Source organism: Nonlabens sp. MB-3u-79 (genome assembly GCF_002831625.1).
Lineage (GTDB): Bacteria > Bacteroidota > Bacteroidia > Flavobacteriales > Flavobacteriaceae > Nonlabens.
Map to the genome: position 1 here is coordinate 522,594 of NZ_CP025116.1, position 18,986 is coordinate 541,579.

Here is an 18,986-nt window from a genome sequence, read left to right on the forward strand (position 1 = left end):
TATGATGCTATTTAAATCTCAAAATAGCCAATTCTGCCTAAGTGTTATAACACAAAAAAACCAGATTCATTGTGAATCTGGTTTTAAAGTTATTTGAGAAGTGTATTTCTTACTTCTTCATTTGGTCAAACTTGCTTACCTCAGCAGCAGTTGGCCATGTGTTGTTAGAAGTATCTACATCTGCAGTTTCTAGTTTAGGGTCAATTACTATTTTAGTAATCTCCTTATCACTTGCTTTGCTTAAGCCTACTTCTTTATCGTTTAATCTCCAGATTTCTGCTGGATGAGTAACGGTTTCTGTCGTACCATCTGCAAAAGTATACTCAATTATGATAGGCATTACGAGTCCACCTGGCTTCTCTACTTTTATTTCATAGAAGAATTTAGGAGATTTCATAGCTGCTCTTTCTGTTGCTGTAAAGTTATCCATCATAAAGGTTTTTAACTCTCCTACTACTTCAGCAGGTTCTTTCCCTTTAAGATCTTCATTATAGTCAGCACTTCCTTCTTTAACCATATAAACTAAAGCAGGTACTCTACTATCATCTATATTTCTAGCCTTCATCATGTCTTTCATAGCTTGATTTTTCTCGCCAGAAACAAAATATTTATCTACAGATTTGATACCCATATCATTAAATTGAGTGGTGTAAAACCATCCTCTCCAGAACCAGTCTAAATCTACAGCACTAGCGTCTTCCATAGTACGGAAGAAATCTTCTGGTGTTGGGTGTTTGAACATCCATCTTTGAGAATACGTGCGGAATGCATAATCAAATAAATCACGACCCATTACAGTTTCTCTTAAGATATTAAGAGCAGTACCTGGCTTACCATAAGCGTTAGAACCGAACTGGTAAGTATTGATACCTTTACTCATAATAGGAGCAATATATCTTTGGTCTCCAGCCATATAAGGAACAATATTAGCTGCTGGCCCACGTCTTGATGGGTATGCATCTAATCCTTCTATAGCAGCTGGGTAATTTTCTCCCATATCTTGCTCTGCAACATACTGCACAAAAGTGTTTAACCCTTCGTCCATCCATGTCCACTGGCGCTCATCAGAATTTACAATCATCGGAAAGTAGTTGTGACCTACTTCATGAATAATTACAGAAATCATCCCAAACTTTACACGATCAGAATAATCTCCATTCTCATCAGGACGTCCATAGTTCCAGCATATCATAGGATATTCCATTCCTTGATTCTTTGCGTGAACAGATATTGCCTTATGATAAGGGTAATCAAATGTCATTCTAGAATAAGACTTCAAGGTCTGTGCTACAGCCTTTGTAGACCATTGTTCCCATAAAGGATTCCCTTCTGGCGGATATATAGACACTGCCATGATATCCTTTCCTCCTACTTTTACTGCCATAGCATCTGCTACGTAACGACGAGATGATGTCCATCCAAAGTCACGAACGTAATCTGCTTTTAACTTCCAAGTCTTCATCGCTTTAGAACCTGGCATCATTGCAAGCTTTTCAGCCTCTTGTTGAGTTCTAATCACTACTGGATTCTCAAAAGATTTTTGTGCTTGCTCATAACGAGCTAATTCTGCTTTAGAATATACATCCTTACGATTGGTCAATTTCCCAGTACCGTCTAACCAGTGATCTTCTGGCACCGTAATATTCACTTCAAAAGTACCGAATGGCAATGCAAATTCATCACGTCCAAAGAATTGGCTGTTTTGCCATCCTTCTACATCATTATATACTGCCATTCTAGGGTAAAACTGTGCGATTACATAAGCTCTATGTCCATCAGGAAACTGCTCGTAACCACTACGCCCGCGACCTTCTACATGGTTATTAATATTGTAATCCCACTCAATGTCAAATTCAAAATCCTTTCCAGACTTTAGTTTTTCAGGCATCTCTACACGCATCATCGTTTGATTGATCATGTATTTTAAAGAATTCCCATTTTTATCAAGCACTTTTTTGATATTAAAACCACCGTCAAATGGCTCTTGTAAATAAGCGCCTGCAAAACCAGCTGGTTGCATATAAGGCTGTACACCACCACCTTCAATAAGAGGAGTTTTAGAATCCTTAGCACGCATATTTTGATCTAGCTGTACCCATAAATAATCCAAGACATCTGGAGAGTTATTAGTGTAAGTGATCGTTTCATAACCATAAATATGGTGATTTGCGTCATCCAATCTTATGTCCATCTCATAATCAGCTCGTTGCTGGTAGTACTTAGGACCCGGTGCACCACTGGCACTACGGTATTGATTAGGTGTAGAAAATTCCTGATACAACTGACGGAATTTGTTGATGTTAGTATGTTCTTCAGCCTTAGGCTCTTCTTTCTGAACTTCTTCTTGTGCAAAAGAACCAAAAGAAACCAGCATCATACTGATAAACAATAGTTTAATAGCTTTCATGTATTTATTTTAAATTAATCTTTGCTAAATTAACAATAATGCATAAGTTATAAAGCTTTTAACTAAAACTTTACAGTATCTGTCAATTTGTTTTTATCCATAAGTAGACTCCGGCGTACGCCATTAATCTTCATATGAACCAAGTTTTTCTGCTCTTCAAACAGCTCTGTAAATGCATTGAATCGCATCGTTATTACTTTTGGCACCTTTGGAGAAGGCAGTTCTATATAGAGCACTATTTGATCTGACTCATACTCTGCACCTATAAAGCTAGGAATAGAAGTCACGCCATTGATTTGCACTTCTAATTTTTTGCTTATGTAACTTTTTAATAGTGGGTACACCTCTTCAATGGTAGACTTATCTCCTAACACGATAGGGTTCTCCATTCGAGAATTGAGCACATCCTCCATATCATCTATAAAAAACCGGGTCACCATCTGTACGCTTTTATCACTTTTACTATAGGTAGCGTTAGAGACAGATATGTAGTATTTATGTAGTTCACCGTTCTCACTTTTGTTAAAACAGCAAGTGTCTACTTCTTCATTTGAGCACCTGTATTTGATTTCATTTTTAGGATCCGAAAAAGACATTAGGCCGACACCTATCAACAAAAAAAAAGTAATTATTTTAAAAATATTCATATTCAAATTTAGTTATCTCTTCAAGAGCACGGGCGATTTAATGCCAAAATGAAGTAGGTATAGTACTATCTAAAATAGGCTTAATTTAGTTCAGAAACTTCCCCTAAATAAATACCGTGAAAACGATCTCCATTAGCATCTATTCCATCAATTTCTATTGCATAACCGCTGCTGTAAGGAGTAACCATCACGTTACCGGATTCAATAATGATGCCCGTATTATTCATTAAACTGGAATCGTAATCTATAAAATAACTTACTACTACATCACCTACTAGTTCCGTATCCCCTATAATATAATTGCCTGACTGAAAATTCTGATTGCGATTTCCAAAAAGATCTACAGAAACCAAAATCCCTACTCCGGTTAATTCCCCATTGACTTCTGTGATACCATTATCCACGATAATTGCTTTAGTGTTATAAATATTCACTCCAGACTCAACAACTCGATTGTTATAAGCCTCAACGGAGAAAAAAGAACTTGCAGCATCTGGTCCATAACAAAATGAATTGACCACTATTGAAGGTCCAGAAGGCAGGTCATCATCACCATCACAAGATGCTACACTAAATAAAAATAAAGCGAGTAAACTGTAAACTGTATTTTTAAGTAACTTATTTTTCATTGCTTTTTTCTTTAGTAGAAGGAGATAAACCTTCTGTTTCTTTGGAGTAATTTTTCTTTTCTTTAAACAAAGTTACTTGATTTGAGAGGAATTGAAGTAGATCAAGCTCTCTTTCTTGCTCAAACATTGCAGTATGAAGTCCGTTATCTTGGGCAAAATACATAAACTCAAAAAGGTGTTTTTCAGGTATTTCCAGATACTCTAGCAAGTATTCTGTACTGTACTTGTTCTTTAAAATATAGACGTCAAACTTTTCCTTACCTACCTTAGGCGGAGACCCCGTGTTCACATCGAGTGCTTCAAGGGTACCCAAAAGCGCCAGAGAAGCAAGTGCTCCAAATATATTACTCATATTAAATCGTGGCTGGCTTTGATTAAAAGCTTCATTCCTTACAGCATATTCTTCTGGTTGTTTGATGCGGTCAGACATGGTGTTTTCCATGCGGTCTACAGCTCTTGTTTTCACGTTAAACTCACTTACTTCATCGATCTTAGGGTCTACGTAAGGTGTTTTTTTTACCTTAATGCGCATAAGGCCGTCGACTACAATCACTTCATCGAGCTGATTCACACCTTCACTGAGAGAAATAAGAACTTTTCTATCCTCTATTACGTTCTTAGTAATCGTTAAAGAAAAGGATTCTAATTGTACCGCTTTAAAAGAAAGTTTATCAGTCTCTCGAGCATGAATAAAAAAACCGCCCTCTCCATTAGTAACGGTACCTTCTAAAGAACCTAAATTAAAAACAGTAACACCTTCCAATGGTTTATTGGTTGTACTATTTATAACACCTTGTATTTGTACGCGTTCCTTTTGAGCACTGACTAATCCGCCGACTAACAATAGAAACAGTAAAATCTTTTTCATAAGATGTAGGTATCAGTATACTTTAAATAATATCAAAACAAATTTGACCTACACAAATAACGCACAAATAATCCTATCATTGTTAGAGTTTAACGATGTTTAACCTAGTAAAACCAAACCATGAGAAACATGATCATTGCCAGCACATCTACTATTCATGGCACCGAATACCTTTCCTATTTACTGCCTACCCTACTTGAAGCCTTTCATAGAAATAATATACAACAACTTCTATTCATACCTTACGCACGTCCAGGTGGCATTTCTCATAAGGAATATACCGAAAGAGTTAGAACTGCTTTTCAAATGACCCCTATCACAGTAAAAGGAATACACGAATTTGAAAATCCGCAGGAAGCCTTAAAAAGTGCGGAAGCTATTTTCACTGGAGGCGGTAACACATTTGTATTGGTAAAAATGCTTCACGACTTAGACCTAATGACCTTGCTGCGTAAAAAGATATATGCAGGAACCTGCTATATAGGAACTAGCGCTGGAAGTAATATTTGCGGTCTTAACATGAGAAACACAAATGACATGCCCATCGTCATGCCGTCAAGCTTCAAAACCACAGGAGCCATAGGTTATAACATCAATGCACACTACCTTGACTCAGACCCTAACTCCACCCATATGGGGGAAACTAGAGAGCAACGCATCAAAGAATTTCACTGTTATAATGATCTGACTGTAGTTGGATTGCGTGAAGGAAGTTATATCAGAGTACAAGGTAAAGAAGAGATTTTATGCGGCACACCGACCGCTAGAATTTTGACAAAAAACAACCCCGCCATAGAGGTAAACCCAGGATATGATTTTGCTCAACTTTAAACAACACACTAAATAATTTTTAGACTAATTTAAAATTAACTAATTATCTTTAGGCTTAATTGATACCGCTTTATTTTTAAGAAAACCGAACATTATGCCATCCATTCAACATAACGAGAACGACTCTAGAGGTATTTTCTTTCTAAAAGAAAACAACAAAACAATAGCAGAGTTGACTTATTCTTTAAAAGACAATGTCATGACTATAGGCCATACCGAAGTAGACCCTACTCAGGAAGGAAAGGGCTTAGGAACTCAACTAGTAACAAAAAGCTACCATTTTGAAAAAGAAAAAGGACGTAAAATCCACCCGTTATGTCCATTTGCTGAAGTTCTTTTTGACAAAAATGACAGTTGGAATACGCTGAGAGTATGATATTAGAAACCGAACGGCTGTATCTCAGGCCTTTTCAAGAAAAAGACGCCCCTTTTCTTTTTGACCTCAATAGTGACGAAGAAGTGATGCGATACACTGGAGACCATGCTTTTGAAAACCTAGAAGCTGCAAGAACATTTGCAGTTGATTATGTTACAAATACGCAGGGACAGTGTGTATTATATGACATGGGGAGAAAGGCCGTTATTAGAAAAGAGGATGATGTATTTTTAGGTTGGTCGGGATTAAAGAAACATCAAGAAGAAGGTTTTGTAGACATAGGTTACCGCTTCCTAAAAAAATACTGGGGAAAAGGTTATGCAACAGAGTCTGGGCTCGAAGTGTTAAGACACGCCTTTCAGGATCACGGATTGAATAAAATAGCAGCTCACGTTCATGAACTGAATTACGGCTCGCAAGTAGTAGCAAAAAAATTAGGAATGCAACTGGAATATCGATTTTTATGGGACCGTAGGGAGGCTGCCAGACACTATGAAATCACTAGAAAAACCTATCTGAATAATTCAAATTAAGAAAAATGATTGACATACAAACAGTCACCGCGAGAGAAACCTTTCCTGTAAGGCGTCCAGTTCTTAGAAAAGGAAGACCTATGGAGGACTGCCATTTCTCTGGAGATGAATTAGGGACCACATTTCATCTAGGCGCTTTTGAGAAGGATAAAATAATAGGTGTCACCACTTGTTTAATGAATAAAGATGTGCACCTAAAAAAAATTGAAGAGTATAAACTGCACCAATGCTATCAGCTTAGAGGCATGGCCGTTCTAGAAAGCATGCAAGGAAAAGGAATAGGAAAGAAATTGCTCAAAAAAGCAGAACAATTACTTAAAGAAAAAAACATTAAAGTGATCTGGTTCAATGCTCGTATTGCCGCAGTGCCGTTTTATGAAAAAATGGGTTATGAAATTGTAAGCGACTTATTTGTCATTCCTAACGTAGGAGATCACTTTAAAATGATAAAAATATTATGATGCGATTCATTGGACTAATGTTCCTTTTTACATTAACCACTACCACACAAACTGGTCAAAAAGAACTCACTGGGCAAAGTGCCAATCCTAATAATCTATTAGAAAAAGAAACTCAAGCTGCGTTTGATCTTATGAAAACTGCAGCCGCAAAAGAAGGTATTCAACTGAGGGTAGTTTCTGGTTACAGGAGTTTTACCCGACAGACACAAATATGGAATCGCAAGTATAAAAAATACGAGTCACAAGGTCTTGAGCCTGATGCCATTTTTGATAAAATTGTAGAATACAGTACGGTACCTGGAACCTCTAGACACCATTGGGGAACGGATATCGACCTTATTGATGCAAATGCAACCTACTCTGGAGACGTTTTAGTACCGTCTAAATTTCATGGCACTGGCCCTTTTTGCAAACTCAAGGATTGGATGGAAAAGCACAGTTCAGCGTATGATTTTGAAATCGTTTACACCATGAATGAAAACCGCACTGGTTTTAAATATGAGCCGTGGCATTATAGCTATGTTCCGCTTTCGCGAAAGCGGTATAACGACTATTTAAAAAACATCGATCTGGTTTCTTTCTTAAGGTCAGAAGCTATTATGGGAATGGATAAAATCAGTGAAGAACGCATCCATCGTTACCTGGAAGAGCATATCAAAGGGATCCATCCTAAATTAAAAGGCTGATTCCATCACAGAGTTAAAAGCTATTAAAATAAACCTACAAGGAAACCCCCAACAACAAAAAACGCCCAACTTTTCAGTTGGGCGTTTTTGTATAAATTTTAATTTTCTAAAAAGAATACACCACTTCAAGTTTGTAATCTTCTAGTGTTTTTTCTGCTTTTTCAAGATCTTCTGTAAAGCCTAAGATATAACCACCTCCACCAGAACCACAAAGCTTCAAGTAATAATCACCTGTATCCAACCCTGTTTTCCACAGCTCGTGAAATTGTGCTGGAATCATAGGTTTAAAATTGTCTAATACGATGTGAGAAAGTTGTTTTACATTGCCAAAAAGTCCTTTCACATCTCCAGATAAAAAGTCTTCCACACACATATCTGTATATTTCACAAATTTATCTTTCAGCATCGCACGGAATCCTTCTTGCTTCATATTCTCCATGAAAATATTCACCATTGGTGCGGTCTCTCCTACTATACCTGAATCCAATAGAAAAACAGCTCCTTTTCCTGTCGCTAGCTGCGAAGGAATTCCCGCTGGCTCTATATCTTGTTGCGAATTAATTAAAATAGGCAAGCTTAAATAAGAGTTTAATGGATCTAACCCAGAGCTTTTTCCATGAAAGAAACTCTCTATTTTTCCAAAAACATCTTTTAAGATCAGTAATTTTTCTCTAGTTAGGTTTTCTAAAACTGTAATTTTATCAATAGCATATTTATCATAAATAGCAGCAACTAAAGCACCACTACTACCTACTCCATAACCTTGCGGTATACTGGAATCAAAGTACATTCCTGCATTCACATCGCTTCTAAGACTTGAAATATCAAACTGAGGAAAATCTTTGTCCGACTCTTGAAGTGACTGTATATGAATCGCAAGACGTTCTAAATTCTTATTAGACTGTGCTGAAGCATCCGTTAATTCTTCACTGATCTTAAGCGCTCCTTTATAAAAATTATAAGGAATGGAAAGACCTTTAGAATCTTTAATAATACCGTACTCACCAAAGAGTAGAATCTTAGAATAAAATAATGGTCCTTTCATATAACTAAGTTAGCACTTTTTTGCACCTGCACCAATTTCATCACAAATATAGTGAGAGTTTTGACAATAGCGCGTCAATTTGTTGTTAATCAGCACATCGACCGCAGTTTTGTGATTGCTAGGATATAGCATATGTACATTTGCTCCTGCATCCAGTGTAAAGCATACGGGTATTTGTGTTTCTTTCCTAAAAGCCCAAATTTCCTCAATAATCGACAACGTATGAGGCTTCATCAATATAAAATAAGGCTGTGAGGTCATCATCATGGCATGCAAGGTCAGCGCCTCACTTTCAGTGATCTTGATAAAGGTTTCTAAATCACCTTCTTGTAATGCTTTCTTTAAAGTGGTTAAATTCTCTTGAGCTTGTTCAAATCTCGCTTGCGCGAAAGCGTGGCCATTCATCAAATCGTGACCTACAGAAGAACTGACTACCTTTTCACCTTTATCAACCAGTAATATGCTGTCCTGAAAATCCTGAAAAACCGGATGCAACAAATCACTTTTATCCACTCCGTAAAAGTTAGAACTATCTGCTGTGTCTTTATGTTCACCCCATAAAACAGCGGCTCCTTGAAGACTTCGACAAGCGCTTCCTGAACCTAAACGAGATAAAAATGACATTTTATGATAATCCAGCGGGGTTGCAGTAAGCTCACTTTCAAAATCCATCATACAAGCGCTTAAAGCAGCCATACTACTCGCACTACTCGCTATACCAGAACTATGCGGAAATGTGTTGTGCGTATCTATCTCAAAAAAATAATGGGCTGTCCATGGACAATAGTCCACAATACGCTCCAAATAAGCCTGGATCTTAGGTGCAAATTCAGGTTTTGCAATCCCGTCATAACTGATGCTAAAACCAGGTTGCCCCTTGGTTGCTTTTACATTAGTTATGGTACGACATGCATTAAGCGTAAAGCTTATAGATGGATTTGCAGGTAATTGCATACCGTATTTTCCCCAATATTTTACCAAAGCAATATTAGAAGGTGCTTGCCATTTTGTAGCTAGCGATTCCTTTAATTCTACCTGATTTCTAAGCTTAAAATTCTCTTCCAATTGTCGACCTTATTTAAGCTGCAAAGATAAGTTAGGAAATCTTTTTAGAAGATGTTTGAAGTTGCGCTTTCTTTTTCTGGAGAAAAAAAGTCCTTTCTAAACTTGATTCCCTACTAAAATTGGAATAAAAACAATCGTATTTGTAACAAATAAGCTTATATCGTGTCCAATGATAAAGCGTATTTTTAACCAGCCGCACATCTAAAATCAGTCCATGCTCATTTATCTTAGAGTTTTAAAGGAAAGTTTCTTTTTTGCCATTAATGCGTTACGCACCAATTTGCTGCGTACCTTTTTGTCACTTCTAGGGGTTACCATTGGCATATTCTCCATTATCGGTGTTCTTGCAGCAATTGATTCTTTGGAAAACGAGGTGACCGATGGACTCAGTTCCTTAGATATTTCTACTATTTACTTAACGAGTCAGTCCTTTGGCCCAACAGAATTAGAACCTTATCAATACGAGAGTTTTCCTAAAGTTACTTATGACGAATTCCAGATGCTACAGCGCAGTATGGAAGACATAGACGTCATGACCTACACTGTTTTTTCAGGTCCAGAAAACATAAAATTTGAGGGTAAAACTGCCACAGGAGTCAGTATTGTACCAGGCACAGACAGTTATTATGACATTGATAATTTAAAATTAAAACAAGGTCGCTTTTTTAACGGCGCCGAATCTAACAACGGCAGCCCGGTAACTGTAATTGGTAGTGAGGTGGCAACAAGCCTTTTTGGAGAGACAGACCCTATAGGCAAAAGAGTGAGACTTTACGGAAATAAATTTACCGTTATTGGGGTTTTAGAAAAAGTGGGGCAAGGCTTTAATGTAGGCCCCCCTAAAGACGGTAGTGCTTATGTGCCCGTCAGCTTTGTTAGGAAAATTTATGGAGACAACAACAAGTTCCGTTTGCCAGCAATTATCTTAAAACCTAAAAAAGGAGTTGACCCATTAGAGTTTAACGCCGTATTAGAACAAAAATTAAGAGCTTACAGAGGTTTAAGACAAGGTGAAATATCAAACTTTTTTATAAACTCCATCAAGGGACTTGCTGATTTGATTGATCAAGTAACTTCTGTATTAACCCTTATAGGAGTGATCATTTCTGGTTTCTCTATGTTAGTAGGTGGTTTTGGAATAGCAAACATCATGTTTGTAAGTGTCAAGGAACGTACTAATTTAATAGGCATTCAAAAATCTTTAGGTGCAAAAAGAAGATTTATTCTTTCTCAATTTTTATTTGAATCCATCATACTTGCTTTGTTTGGGGGCCTATTTGGACTGCTCTTTGTCTGGATAGCCACTGTAATTGCAAACACCTTTGTAGAAGATTTCACCTTTATATTATCCTCTTCAAACGTGATTCTTGGAACTAGCGTGAGTGCCATAATCGGCCTTCTTGCCGGGATCATTCCTGCTATTATCGCTGCTAGACTCGATCCAGTAGAGGCTATAAGAACTGGGATGTAGAATTTAGACAGCTTCAAAATACGCAGCATATTCCTTTTACCTTTTACTAATATGCATAGCTCTTGTTCCTTTCCTTGGCAATAAGAAGAAAATGATTATATTTCAAATTGAGTCATCTGACAACAGAAAACAACACATCAAATTACTGCTATTTTAGTTGAATTCTGATTCATAATTCTAAAATTAAAGACAGCTTTTAGAGTACAGTTTTAGAGAATAAATAAGTCCATTTTAAATTAAAAAACAACTTGATATTCAAATAACTAAAAGGCTATCTTTGCAAAAAATTACATACGATGAGTAAAGGTAACGAAGGATCAAAAGGTAAAGGTAGCGGCCGCCGTGATGGCAAAAGCGCTGGTGCTTCAAAAAACAATGACAGACGCAATGAAAAATCATTTGACAACAAAGGAAAATCTCCTTCTCGCAACAACGATTCTAATGAACGTCCTAATACTCGTGGTGGTAAAAATCAGGTAGTTGGAACTTCTCGTTCTGGTAAAGCTGTTACCAAAAAAGAATACATAGACCGTAAAAAGTCAGAAAGCTTCACCAAAAGAAAAACAGACAAAGCAGGGACTAGGCTTAACAAGTACATCGCAAACTCTGGCCTTTGTAGCCGTCGCGATGCAGACATCTATATACAGGCGGGTAGTGTAAGTGTTAATGGCAAACCTGTTATAGAAATGGGCTACCAAGTAATGCCTGGTGACGAAGTACGTTTTGACGACAGGCCTATACAACCTACTAAAAAAGAATATTTTATTCTTAATAAGCCTAAAGGATTTAATTCCCCACGTAAAGGGGAAGGTTCTACAAGAACGGTCCTGGACCTTATGGAAAACGCTAGTCCAAATCGCCTGCATTTTGTGGGGCGCTTAGGAAGGGCGTCCTTAGGAATTATGTTGTTCACTAGTGATCTTGAATTAGCAAACAAACTGAATAACCCTAAACAAAAATTACGCAAAATCTATCAAGTTGCTTTAGACCGCAGCTTTAAACACGAAGATTTAATGAAATTGCGTAATGGAATTTTACTGGATCGTGAAGAAGTAGAGATTAAAGAAATCAACTACGTTGAGAACGGTAAAAATAACGAGGTAGGAATTGAAATCCACAGTGGTAAAGATAACATCGTGCAACGTGTCTTTGAATCTGTAGGATATGAAATAAAAGTACTTGACAGAGTGGTGTTGGGTGGGCTTACTAAAAAAGATCTGCCACGTGGTCATTACCGCAAGCTAACTGATCAAGAGGTGATTAATCTGAAAATGATTCAGTAAAAAATTAACACCTCATTAACAAATACTGATTTACATTAGAGCAATTTTGTTAGTAAGGCAACGGTGCCTTACTATATAAATTAATCCGTAATTTGAATACAAAATACATAGATCTCATTGATCAGACTTATTACTTCCCGACCGAAGAGTTTGAACTGCAAGATGAGCAACTACGGTTCCACGGTATAGACCTTATGGCTCTCGTTGAACAATATGGTGCGCCATTAAAATTCACTTATCTACCTAAAATTTCAGATAATATAAATCGAGCAAAGGGCTGGTTTGATTCCGCTTTCGCGAAAGCAGACTACAAAGCAAAATACCATTACTGTTATTGCACCAAAAGCTCGCATTTTAAACATGTACTGGATGAAGCCTTATCTAATGATATCCACATTGAGACTTCTAGTGCCTTTGATATCAACATCGTTAACAAGTTAAGGGAAGAAGGCAAAATCCAAAAAGACACTTTTGTTATTTGTAATGGTTTTAAACGAGACCTATACATTCAAAACATTGCAGAGTTAATTGATTCAGGACAGAACTGTATTCCTATCATTGATAACTTTGAAGAATTAACGCTATTGACAGATGCCACAAAGAAGAAGTTCCATTGTGGGATACGTATCGCGAGTGAAGAAGAGCCTAAATTTGAATTTTATACCAGTAGGCTGGGAATAGGTTATAAGAATATTCTTAATTTCTATAAAACTCAAATTGAATCTAACGATCAAGTACAACTCAAAATGTTGCACTTTTTTATCAATACTGGCATCAGGGATAATGCGTATTACTGGAACGAGTTACACAAATGCCTTAAAGTTTATATCAGCCTTAAAAAGATATGTCCTTCTCTGGACAGTTTAAATATAGGTGGTGGCTTCCCTATCAAAAATTCCTTAGTTTTTGATTTTGACTACGAGTATATCATCGATGAAATCGTAGCTCAAATCAAACAAGTTTGCGATGAAGCCGGTGTTGATGTGCCCCATATTTTTACAGAATTTGGCTCCTTCACCGTTGGAGAAAGCGGTGGGGCTATTTACAAAGTCTTGTACCAAAAACAACAAAATGATCGTGAGAAATGGAACATGATCAACAGCTCCTTTATCACTACTTTACCAGACTCATGGGCGATTAACAAGCGTTTTATTATGCTTGCACTTAACCGCTGGAGTGAGGAATACGAGCGCGTTTTACTAGGCGGACTAACCTGTGACAGTGATGATTACTATAACAGCGAGCAAAATGTGAACGCTATTTACTTGCCTAAATACCATAAAGATAAACCTTTATATATAGGGTTTTTTAATACAGGAGCTTATCAAGAAAGTATAGGTGGTTTTGGAGGTATACAGCACTGCCTGATCCCCGCACCAAAACATATTTTGATCGATCGCGACGAAGACGGAAAAATTCAAACCCGAGTTTTTAAAGAAGAACAGACCTCAGAGCAAATGCTGGGTATTTTAGGATATTAGGAACTCGAACTTGAACTTGAACTCGAACTCGAAATTGAAATTGAAATTGAAACAATTGAAAAACTCTTTCCCTTGAAGGAAGGTTGGGATGGGTATTTCAAGCAGGAACTTAAAATGCATGTCAAAAACAATATATAAATCTCTGGTCGTGCGCAGTCGAGACCTAATTAACCAAAAAATCACTTAAATTTAAAATCAACTTTTAACTTCACCACATGAGCAATTCAAACTATGCAGGAATCCCAGATGAATATGCTGGATTAGATAATGCATCTATTGTTTTAATTCCAGTTCCTTACGATGGAACCAGTACCTGGCAAAAAGGAGCCGACAAAGGCCCTCAGGCTTTTTTAGACGCCAGTGCTAATATGGAATTATATGATATTGAAACCGATACAGAAGTGTACCATCACGGCATTTTTCTAGCAGATGCTGTTACAGAAAACAGCTCTCCAGAAGCTATGGTAGCTGCCGTTCACGCTACTACCAAAAAGTACATCAAAAAAAATAAATTTGTTACTCTTTTCGGTGGAGAACACTCCGTTTCCATAGGAAGTATACGCGCATTTAATGAAATGTATGAGAATTTAAGCATCCTTCAAATCGATGCTCATGCAGACTTGAGAAAAGAATATGAGGGCAGTAATTGCAATCACGCTTGTGCTGTATACGAGGCAAGTCAGACAGCAAACCTAGTTCAAGTAGGAATCAGATCTATGGACAGTATAGAAGTAGGTGTTAATGATGATGAAAAGGTTTTCTACCGTCACGAAATGATCCAAGACGACTACTGGTCAGAAAAAGCTGCAGAAGCACTAACCGAAAATGTTTTTATCACCATAGATCTGGATGCTTTTGACCCGTCTATATGTCCATCTACTGGAACACCAGAGCCTGGAGGAATGTTCTGGTACGAGACCCTAGATTTCTTGAAAATGGTCTTTGCAGAGAAGAACGTGGTAGGATTTGATATCGTAGAATTATGCCCTAATCCATCCGAGAAATCGTCTGACTTTCTTGCAGCAAAATTATATTATAAAATGCTGAGTTATAAATTTAAAGACATCGCTCTAGCAGGAGAAAATGGCCATGACTCCAACAATACTTTTGCAAAAGCAGGATTAAAAAAAATGAAAAACATCGAAGATTAATCTTCAAAAAATAACATGGGAAAACCAATAACAGATTTCATAGAAAAATACTTCTTACACTTTAACAGTGCAGCGCTTGTGGATGCTGCCAAAGGTTATGAAGCACAACTCAACCAAGGTTCAAAAATGCTCGTTTCCCTCGCCGGAGCAATGAGTACTGCCGAAATTGGTAAAATTTTTGGCGAGATGATACGTCAAGATAAAGTACATATCATTTCCTGTACCGGAGCCAACCTCGAAGAAGATTTGATGAATCTTGTGGCGCACAGTCACTATAAAAGAGTTCCTAACTACCGCGATTTAACCCCGCAAGATGAGTGGGATTTACTGGAAAAAGGCCTCAATCGTGTAACCGATACCTGTATACCAGAGCAAGAAGCTTTTAGAAGATTACAAGAGCACATCGTTAAGATATGGAAAGATGCAGAGGCTAATGGCGAGCGTTATTTCCCTCATGAATACATGTATAAACTGTTGCTTAGTGGTGTTCTAGAACAGTACTATGAAATCCCTATTGAGAACTCATGGATGTATGCAGCTGCCAAAGCTAATCTACCTATAGTTGTTCCAGGATGGGAAGACAGTACTATGGGGAATATTTTTGCCAGCTACGTGCTCAAGGGAGAACTAAAAGCCAGTACCGTAAAAAGTGGTATTGAATACATGACCTTCTTAGCAGACTGGTATACCGACAACTCCCAAAAAGGAATAGGTTTCTTCCAGATAGGTGGAGGAATTGCAGGAGATTTCCCGATTTGTGTAGTGCCTATGTTGTATCAAGATATGGAGCGCACCGACACACCATTTTGGAGTTACTTCTGTCAGATATCAGATTCCACAACCAGTTATGGAAGTTATTCTGGAGCAGTACCCAATGAAAAAATTACCTGGGGAAAACTCGACCAAGACACCCCTAAATTTATCGTAGAAAGCGATGCTACTATTGTGGCTCCGTTGATTTTTGCTTATTTGTTAGAAATGTAATTGTATGAGAAGTATTCTGTTTATTGTCGGTTTTTTATTTTCAAGTGTTGTTTACAGCCAGTATTCTTGGACACCAGCAGTAGTGACCTTAAAAAACGGTAGTGTTCTTAGTGGTGAAGCAAAAATACCTCAGGTAGGTGCTGCTTTTAATTTTGGCGGTACTGAAAAAGTAAGGTTCCGCACCGAGCGAAAGTCCAAAAAGCAGAAATACAAAATTCAAGAAGTTGACAACATCTTATTTACAGTGACTTTTAAGGAACGAGTAAATGGTGAGCGAATTGAAAAAACAAAAGTTGAAACTTACGCACCCGTACTTATCAGGAAAAGAAAAAGGAACGATTATTTAGGCTTTATGCAAGAAGTAGTTGTAGGCGGCGTGAGTCTCTATGGTAGAACGGTGACTCAAAACAATGGAGGCTGGATGGCAGGTGCTGGCGGCTCTGTTGCTGTTCCTATTTTTATAGGAAACTGGTCACAGCACAATCAACTATGGGTATGCCGTGAAGGTGAAGAGGCTGAACTTATCAATCACGTCAGTCTATTTAAAGGGTTTAAAAAACGAGCCGCTGAATATTTTGAAGATTGCCCTAGCCTGATTACCAAGCTAGAAGGAAGAGATTTAAAAAAGTCTGATCTTAAAGAAATCGTAGAATTCTATAATGCTAATTGTGGTTAGGACTCCATAACTTTAGAGTGGTCCTGGTTTTGTGAATTTTAATAGTTCCGCTTTCGCGAAAGCGAGATAAAAACCTATAAGTTATTTAACAATAGATGCGGTGTTGATTTTTTTTAGGAATCAAATCGCAGCGCTGCCTTAGTATAATTAGATCCAACAGTATTATGAGTGATTCCCATATGAATAAGATTGACAATTTGAATCTGGAGTTTTTACAGCTCAAGGATTATGAAGAGCTGAAACATGCAATGATAGATTCTTATAGGAATCTGCCAGATTCCTACTGGAGAGAAGAGCAAATAAAAACGCTGGTAGAAAAATTTCCAGAAGGTCAAGTCGTGCTTAAGGTCAATGAAGAAATCGTTGCTTGCGCACTGAGTATAGTGGTAAAGTATGAAGACTTCAGCGGGCAGTATACGTACGAGCAAGTTACTGGGAATTATAAATTTACCACACATGACGACGATGGTGACGTACTTTACGGAATCGAAGTTTTTATAAAACCCCAATACCGCGGGATGCGATTAGGACGTCGTTTATATGACTATCGTAAAGAATTGTGTGAAAATTTAAATTTAAGAGGAATTGCTTTTGGCGGAAGGATACCTAATTATCACAACCACGCTAGCAAGATGACTCCTAAAGAGTACATTGAGAAAGTGCGCAATAAGGAGATTTTAGACTCGGTTTTAAATTTCCAATTGTCCAATGACTTCCATGTATCTCGTGTGCTCAAAAACTACTTGGATGGAGATGCCGCTTCCATGGAGTATGCCGTACTTCTGGAATGGGATAATATTTATTACACCAAGCCTATTACTAAAACCAGCGCTTTAAAAAGCACCGTGCGATTAGGGCTAATTCAATGGCAAATGCGTCCATACTCCGGCTTTGACGAACTCATGCAACAAGTAGAATACTTTGTTGATGCTGTTGCTGCATACCGATCAGATTTTGCTATGTTTCCGGAGTATTTTAACGCGCCTCTTATGGCAGCTTATAATAAATTGAGTGTTAGTGATTCTATTAGAGAACTAGCTAAGTACACTGAAATGATCAGAAATCGCTTTTCTGAATTATCCATCAAATACAACATCAATATTATTACTGGTTCTATGCCTGAGGTTATTGATGGACAGTTGTATAACGTTGGTAATTTATGTCGCCGTGACGGAACCATTGAACGCTATGAAAAAATCCACGTAACTCCTGATGAGCAAAAAGTATGGGGACTTCAAGGGGGTAATAAAATTCAGACTTTTGACACCGATTGTGGTAAAATAGGCATCTTGATTTGTTATGATAGTGAATTTCCAGAACTAAGCCGTATTATGGCCCAAGAAGGCATGCAAATACTTTTTGTCCCCTTTCTTACCGACACACAAAATGCGTACGCTAGAGTGCGTTTGTGCTCCCAAGCTCGTGCCGTAGAGAACGAATGTTACGTAGCTATTGCAGGTTGCGTAGGAAATCTTCCTGCTGTAGAGAATATGGATATCTCTTATGCTCAAAGTGCCGTATTTACCCCTTGTGATTTTGCTTTTCCTTCCAATGGAGTCAAGGCAGAAGCTACTGCAAACACCGAAATGATTCTAGTAGCCGACGTGGATCTTGATTTATTGAAAGAACTGCACAACTATGGAGCCGTAAAAAACATCAAAGACCGCAGGACTGATCTTTATGAAGTAATTAAAAAGTAAACAGGCTTACTTAAAAAACAAGAGGCTTTCTAAATGGGGAACATTTAGAAAGCCTTTTTTATTGAATCATAGGAATGATACTTGGGTAAGTGATTTGTTTGCCATTTCGATTTGCAATAGCTAGAATAACTGCTGCAATATAATTGATGGACCCAAAAAACAAGTTGATATAAAAAGCAAATTTCAGATTGAGAATGCTACTTACCTGTTCCCCCATAAAGTCGAACAAACCTTGGGATCCCGCGATTAAATAAAGAACCGGCAACAAAAAGGATAGACAAGTCCATAGGATCTGAAAATTCAACAGCTTGGCTCCCATCTTTTGTAAGCCTTGAATTTTATCCTTTTTAGTCAACCACAAAACTAGGGGTAGAATAATATTCCCAGTAGGAATTGCTATACCGCACAACACCGATAAATGAAAAAACATCAAGAACTGTAAATCTTCTTTTTTATCGTAGTCTAACAGCTCTTCAATATTAGCTCCTAAGGACTCACAAATCAATTGCATGGTTTTACCTCGAGGTTCATTCTCGTTATTTTCTATGCGCTGTATGGTACGAAGACTCATCTGAGACTTCTCTGCTAACTCCTCTTGAGACAATCCTTTTTTAAGACGTATCTCTTTAATTTTTGTTCCAATAGAATTCATGGTTTTGGTTTTTGATTTGTTAGGAACAAAACTAGTCTGA

The 18,986-nt window shown here is 37.6% G+C and carries 19 protein-coding genes; 12 read left to right on the forward strand and 7 right to left on the reverse strand.

Going from position 1 to position 18,986, the window contains the following annotated elements; genetic code table 11:
• Nucleotides 1-109 precede the first annotated feature (109 nt).
• The 4 genes from CW736_RS02355 to CW736_RS02370 all read right to left on the reverse strand — a co-directional run bounded on the left by CW736_RS02355 (nt 110) and on the right by CW736_RS02370 (nt 4,551).
• Nucleotides 110-2,407 (reverse strand): M1 family metallopeptidase, encoded by a 2,298-nt coding sequence (locus CW736_RS02355; protein WP_101012379.1) that lies wholly within the window; start codon nt 2,405-2,407, stop codon nt 110-112.
• Between the two features lie 62 nt (nt 2,408-2,469).
• Entirely contained in the window at nt 2,470-3,054 is a 585-nt protein-coding gene (locus tag CW736_RS02360) for a DUF6702 family protein (RefSeq protein ID WP_101012380.1), read from the reverse strand.
• Between the two features lie 80 nt (nt 3,055-3,134).
• Entirely contained in the window at nt 3,135-3,683 is a 549-nt protein-coding gene (locus tag CW736_RS02365) for a hypothetical protein (protein WP_101012381.1), read from the reverse strand.
• Entirely contained in the window at nt 3,673-4,551 is an 879-nt protein-coding gene (locus CW736_RS02370; RefSeq protein WP_101012382.1) for a carboxypeptidase-like regulatory domain-containing protein, read from the reverse strand. Before CW736_RS02370 ends, CW736_RS02365 begins: the two co-directional genes overlap by 11 nt.
• A gap of 120 nt (nt 4,552-4,671) precedes the next feature.
• Here CW736_RS02370 and pepE point away from each other — a divergent pair, with 120 nt between their 5' ends.
• From pepE to CW736_RS02395, 5 genes are all read left to right on the forward strand, one after another.
• Nucleotides 4,672-5,382, forward strand: a complete 711-nt coding sequence (gene pepE, locus CW736_RS02375; protein WP_101012383.1) for a dipeptidase PepE — start codon at nt 4,672-4,674, stop codon at nt 5,380-5,382.
• A 94-nt stretch (nt 5,383-5,476) separates the two neighbouring features.
• Nucleotides 5,477-5,758, forward strand: a complete 282-nt coding sequence (locus CW736_RS02380; RefSeq protein ID WP_101012384.1) for a GNAT family N-acetyltransferase — start codon at nt 5,477-5,479, stop codon at nt 5,756-5,758.
• A complete protein-coding gene (locus CW736_RS02385; protein WP_101012385.1) occupies nt 5,755-6,291 on the forward strand; it encodes a GNAT family N-acetyltransferase in 537 nt (178 codons plus the stop codon). Before CW736_RS02380 ends, CW736_RS02385 begins: the two co-directional genes overlap by 4 nt.
• 5 nt (nt 6,292-6,296) lie before the next feature.
• Complete coding sequence (locus CW736_RS02390) at nt 6,297-6,752, forward strand: GNAT family N-acetyltransferase (RefSeq protein WP_101012386.1); 456 nt, start codon at nt 6,297-6,299, stop codon at nt 6,750-6,752.
• Complete coding sequence (locus tag CW736_RS02395) at nt 6,749-7,438, forward strand: M15 family metallopeptidase (RefSeq protein WP_232735399.1); 690 nt, start codon at nt 6,749-6,751, stop codon at nt 7,436-7,438. Before CW736_RS02390 ends, CW736_RS02395 begins: the two co-directional genes overlap by 4 nt.
• A gap of 106 nt (nt 7,439-7,544) precedes the next feature.
• Here CW736_RS02395 and CW736_RS02400 read toward each other — a convergent pair whose 3' ends face one another.
• Nucleotides 7,545-8,483 (reverse strand): mevalonate kinase, encoded by a 939-nt coding sequence (locus tag CW736_RS02400; protein WP_101012387.1) that lies wholly within the window; start codon nt 8,481-8,483, stop codon nt 7,545-7,547.
• Nucleotides 8,484-8,492: 9 nt separating this feature from the next.
• Nucleotides 8,493-9,548 (reverse strand): diphosphomevalonate/mevalonate 3,5-bisphosphate decarboxylase family protein, encoded by a 1,056-nt coding sequence (locus tag CW736_RS02405; RefSeq protein WP_101012388.1) that lies wholly within the window; start codon nt 9,546-9,548, stop codon nt 8,493-8,495.
• Nucleotides 9,549-9,762: 214 nt separating this feature from the next.
• Between CW736_RS02405 and CW736_RS02410 the strand changes: the two genes are divergently transcribed.
• The 7 genes from CW736_RS02410 to CW736_RS02440 all read left to right on the forward strand — a co-directional run bounded on the left by CW736_RS02410 (nt 9,763) and on the right by CW736_RS02440 (nt 18,294).
• The gene (locus tag CW736_RS02410) at nt 9,763-11,019 is read left to right on the forward strand and encodes an ABC transporter permease (RefSeq protein ID WP_101012389.1); all 1,257 of its coding nucleotides are present in this window, start codon (nt 9,763-9,765) and stop codon (nt 11,017-11,019) included.
• Between the two features lie 296 nt (nt 11,020-11,315).
• Nucleotides 11,316-12,302 carry a pseudouridine synthase gene (locus CW736_RS02415; protein ID WP_101012390.1) on the forward strand — a complete coding sequence of 329 codons (987 nt, stop codon included), beginning with the start codon at nt 11,316-11,318 and terminating at the stop codon, nt 12,300-12,302.
• Nucleotides 12,303-12,394: 92 nt separating this feature from the next.
• Nucleotides 12,395-13,783: an arginine decarboxylase gene (locus CW736_RS02420; RefSeq protein WP_101012391.1), complete on the forward strand. Its 1,389-nt coding sequence runs from the start codon at nt 12,395-12,397 to the stop codon at nt 13,781-13,783.
• A 215-nt stretch (nt 13,784-13,998) separates the two neighbouring features.
• A complete protein-coding gene (speB, locus tag CW736_RS02425; protein ID WP_101012392.1) occupies nt 13,999-14,934 on the forward strand; it encodes an agmatinase in 936 nt (311 codons plus the stop codon).
• Nucleotides 14,935-14,949: 15 nt separating this feature from the next.
• The gene (locus CW736_RS02430) at nt 14,950-15,918 is read left to right on the forward strand and encodes a deoxyhypusine synthase family protein (RefSeq protein ID WP_101012393.1); all 969 of its coding nucleotides are present in this window, start codon (nt 14,950-14,952) and stop codon (nt 15,916-15,918) included.
• Between the two features lie 4 nt (nt 15,919-15,922).
• Nucleotides 15,923-16,594, forward strand: a complete 672-nt coding sequence (locus CW736_RS02435) for a hypothetical protein (RefSeq protein ID WP_101012394.1) — start codon at nt 15,923-15,925, stop codon at nt 16,592-16,594.
• Nucleotides 16,595-16,758: 164 nt separating this feature from the next.
• Nucleotides 16,759-18,294 carry a bifunctional GNAT family N-acetyltransferase/carbon-nitrogen hydrolase family protein gene (locus tag CW736_RS02440; protein WP_101012395.1) on the forward strand — a complete coding sequence of 512 codons (1,536 nt, stop codon included), beginning with the start codon at nt 16,759-16,761 and terminating at the stop codon, nt 18,292-18,294.
• Nucleotides 18,295-18,352: 58 nt separating this feature from the next.
• On the opposite strand, the gene CW736_RS02445 is transcribed toward CW736_RS02440, so the two are convergent.
• Nucleotides 18,353-18,946, reverse strand: coding sequence for a helix-turn-helix domain-containing protein (locus CW736_RS02445; RefSeq protein WP_101012396.1), 594 nt, complete (start codon nt 18,944-18,946; stop codon nt 18,353-18,355).
• Between the last annotated feature and the right edge of the window lie 40 nt (nt 18,947-18,986).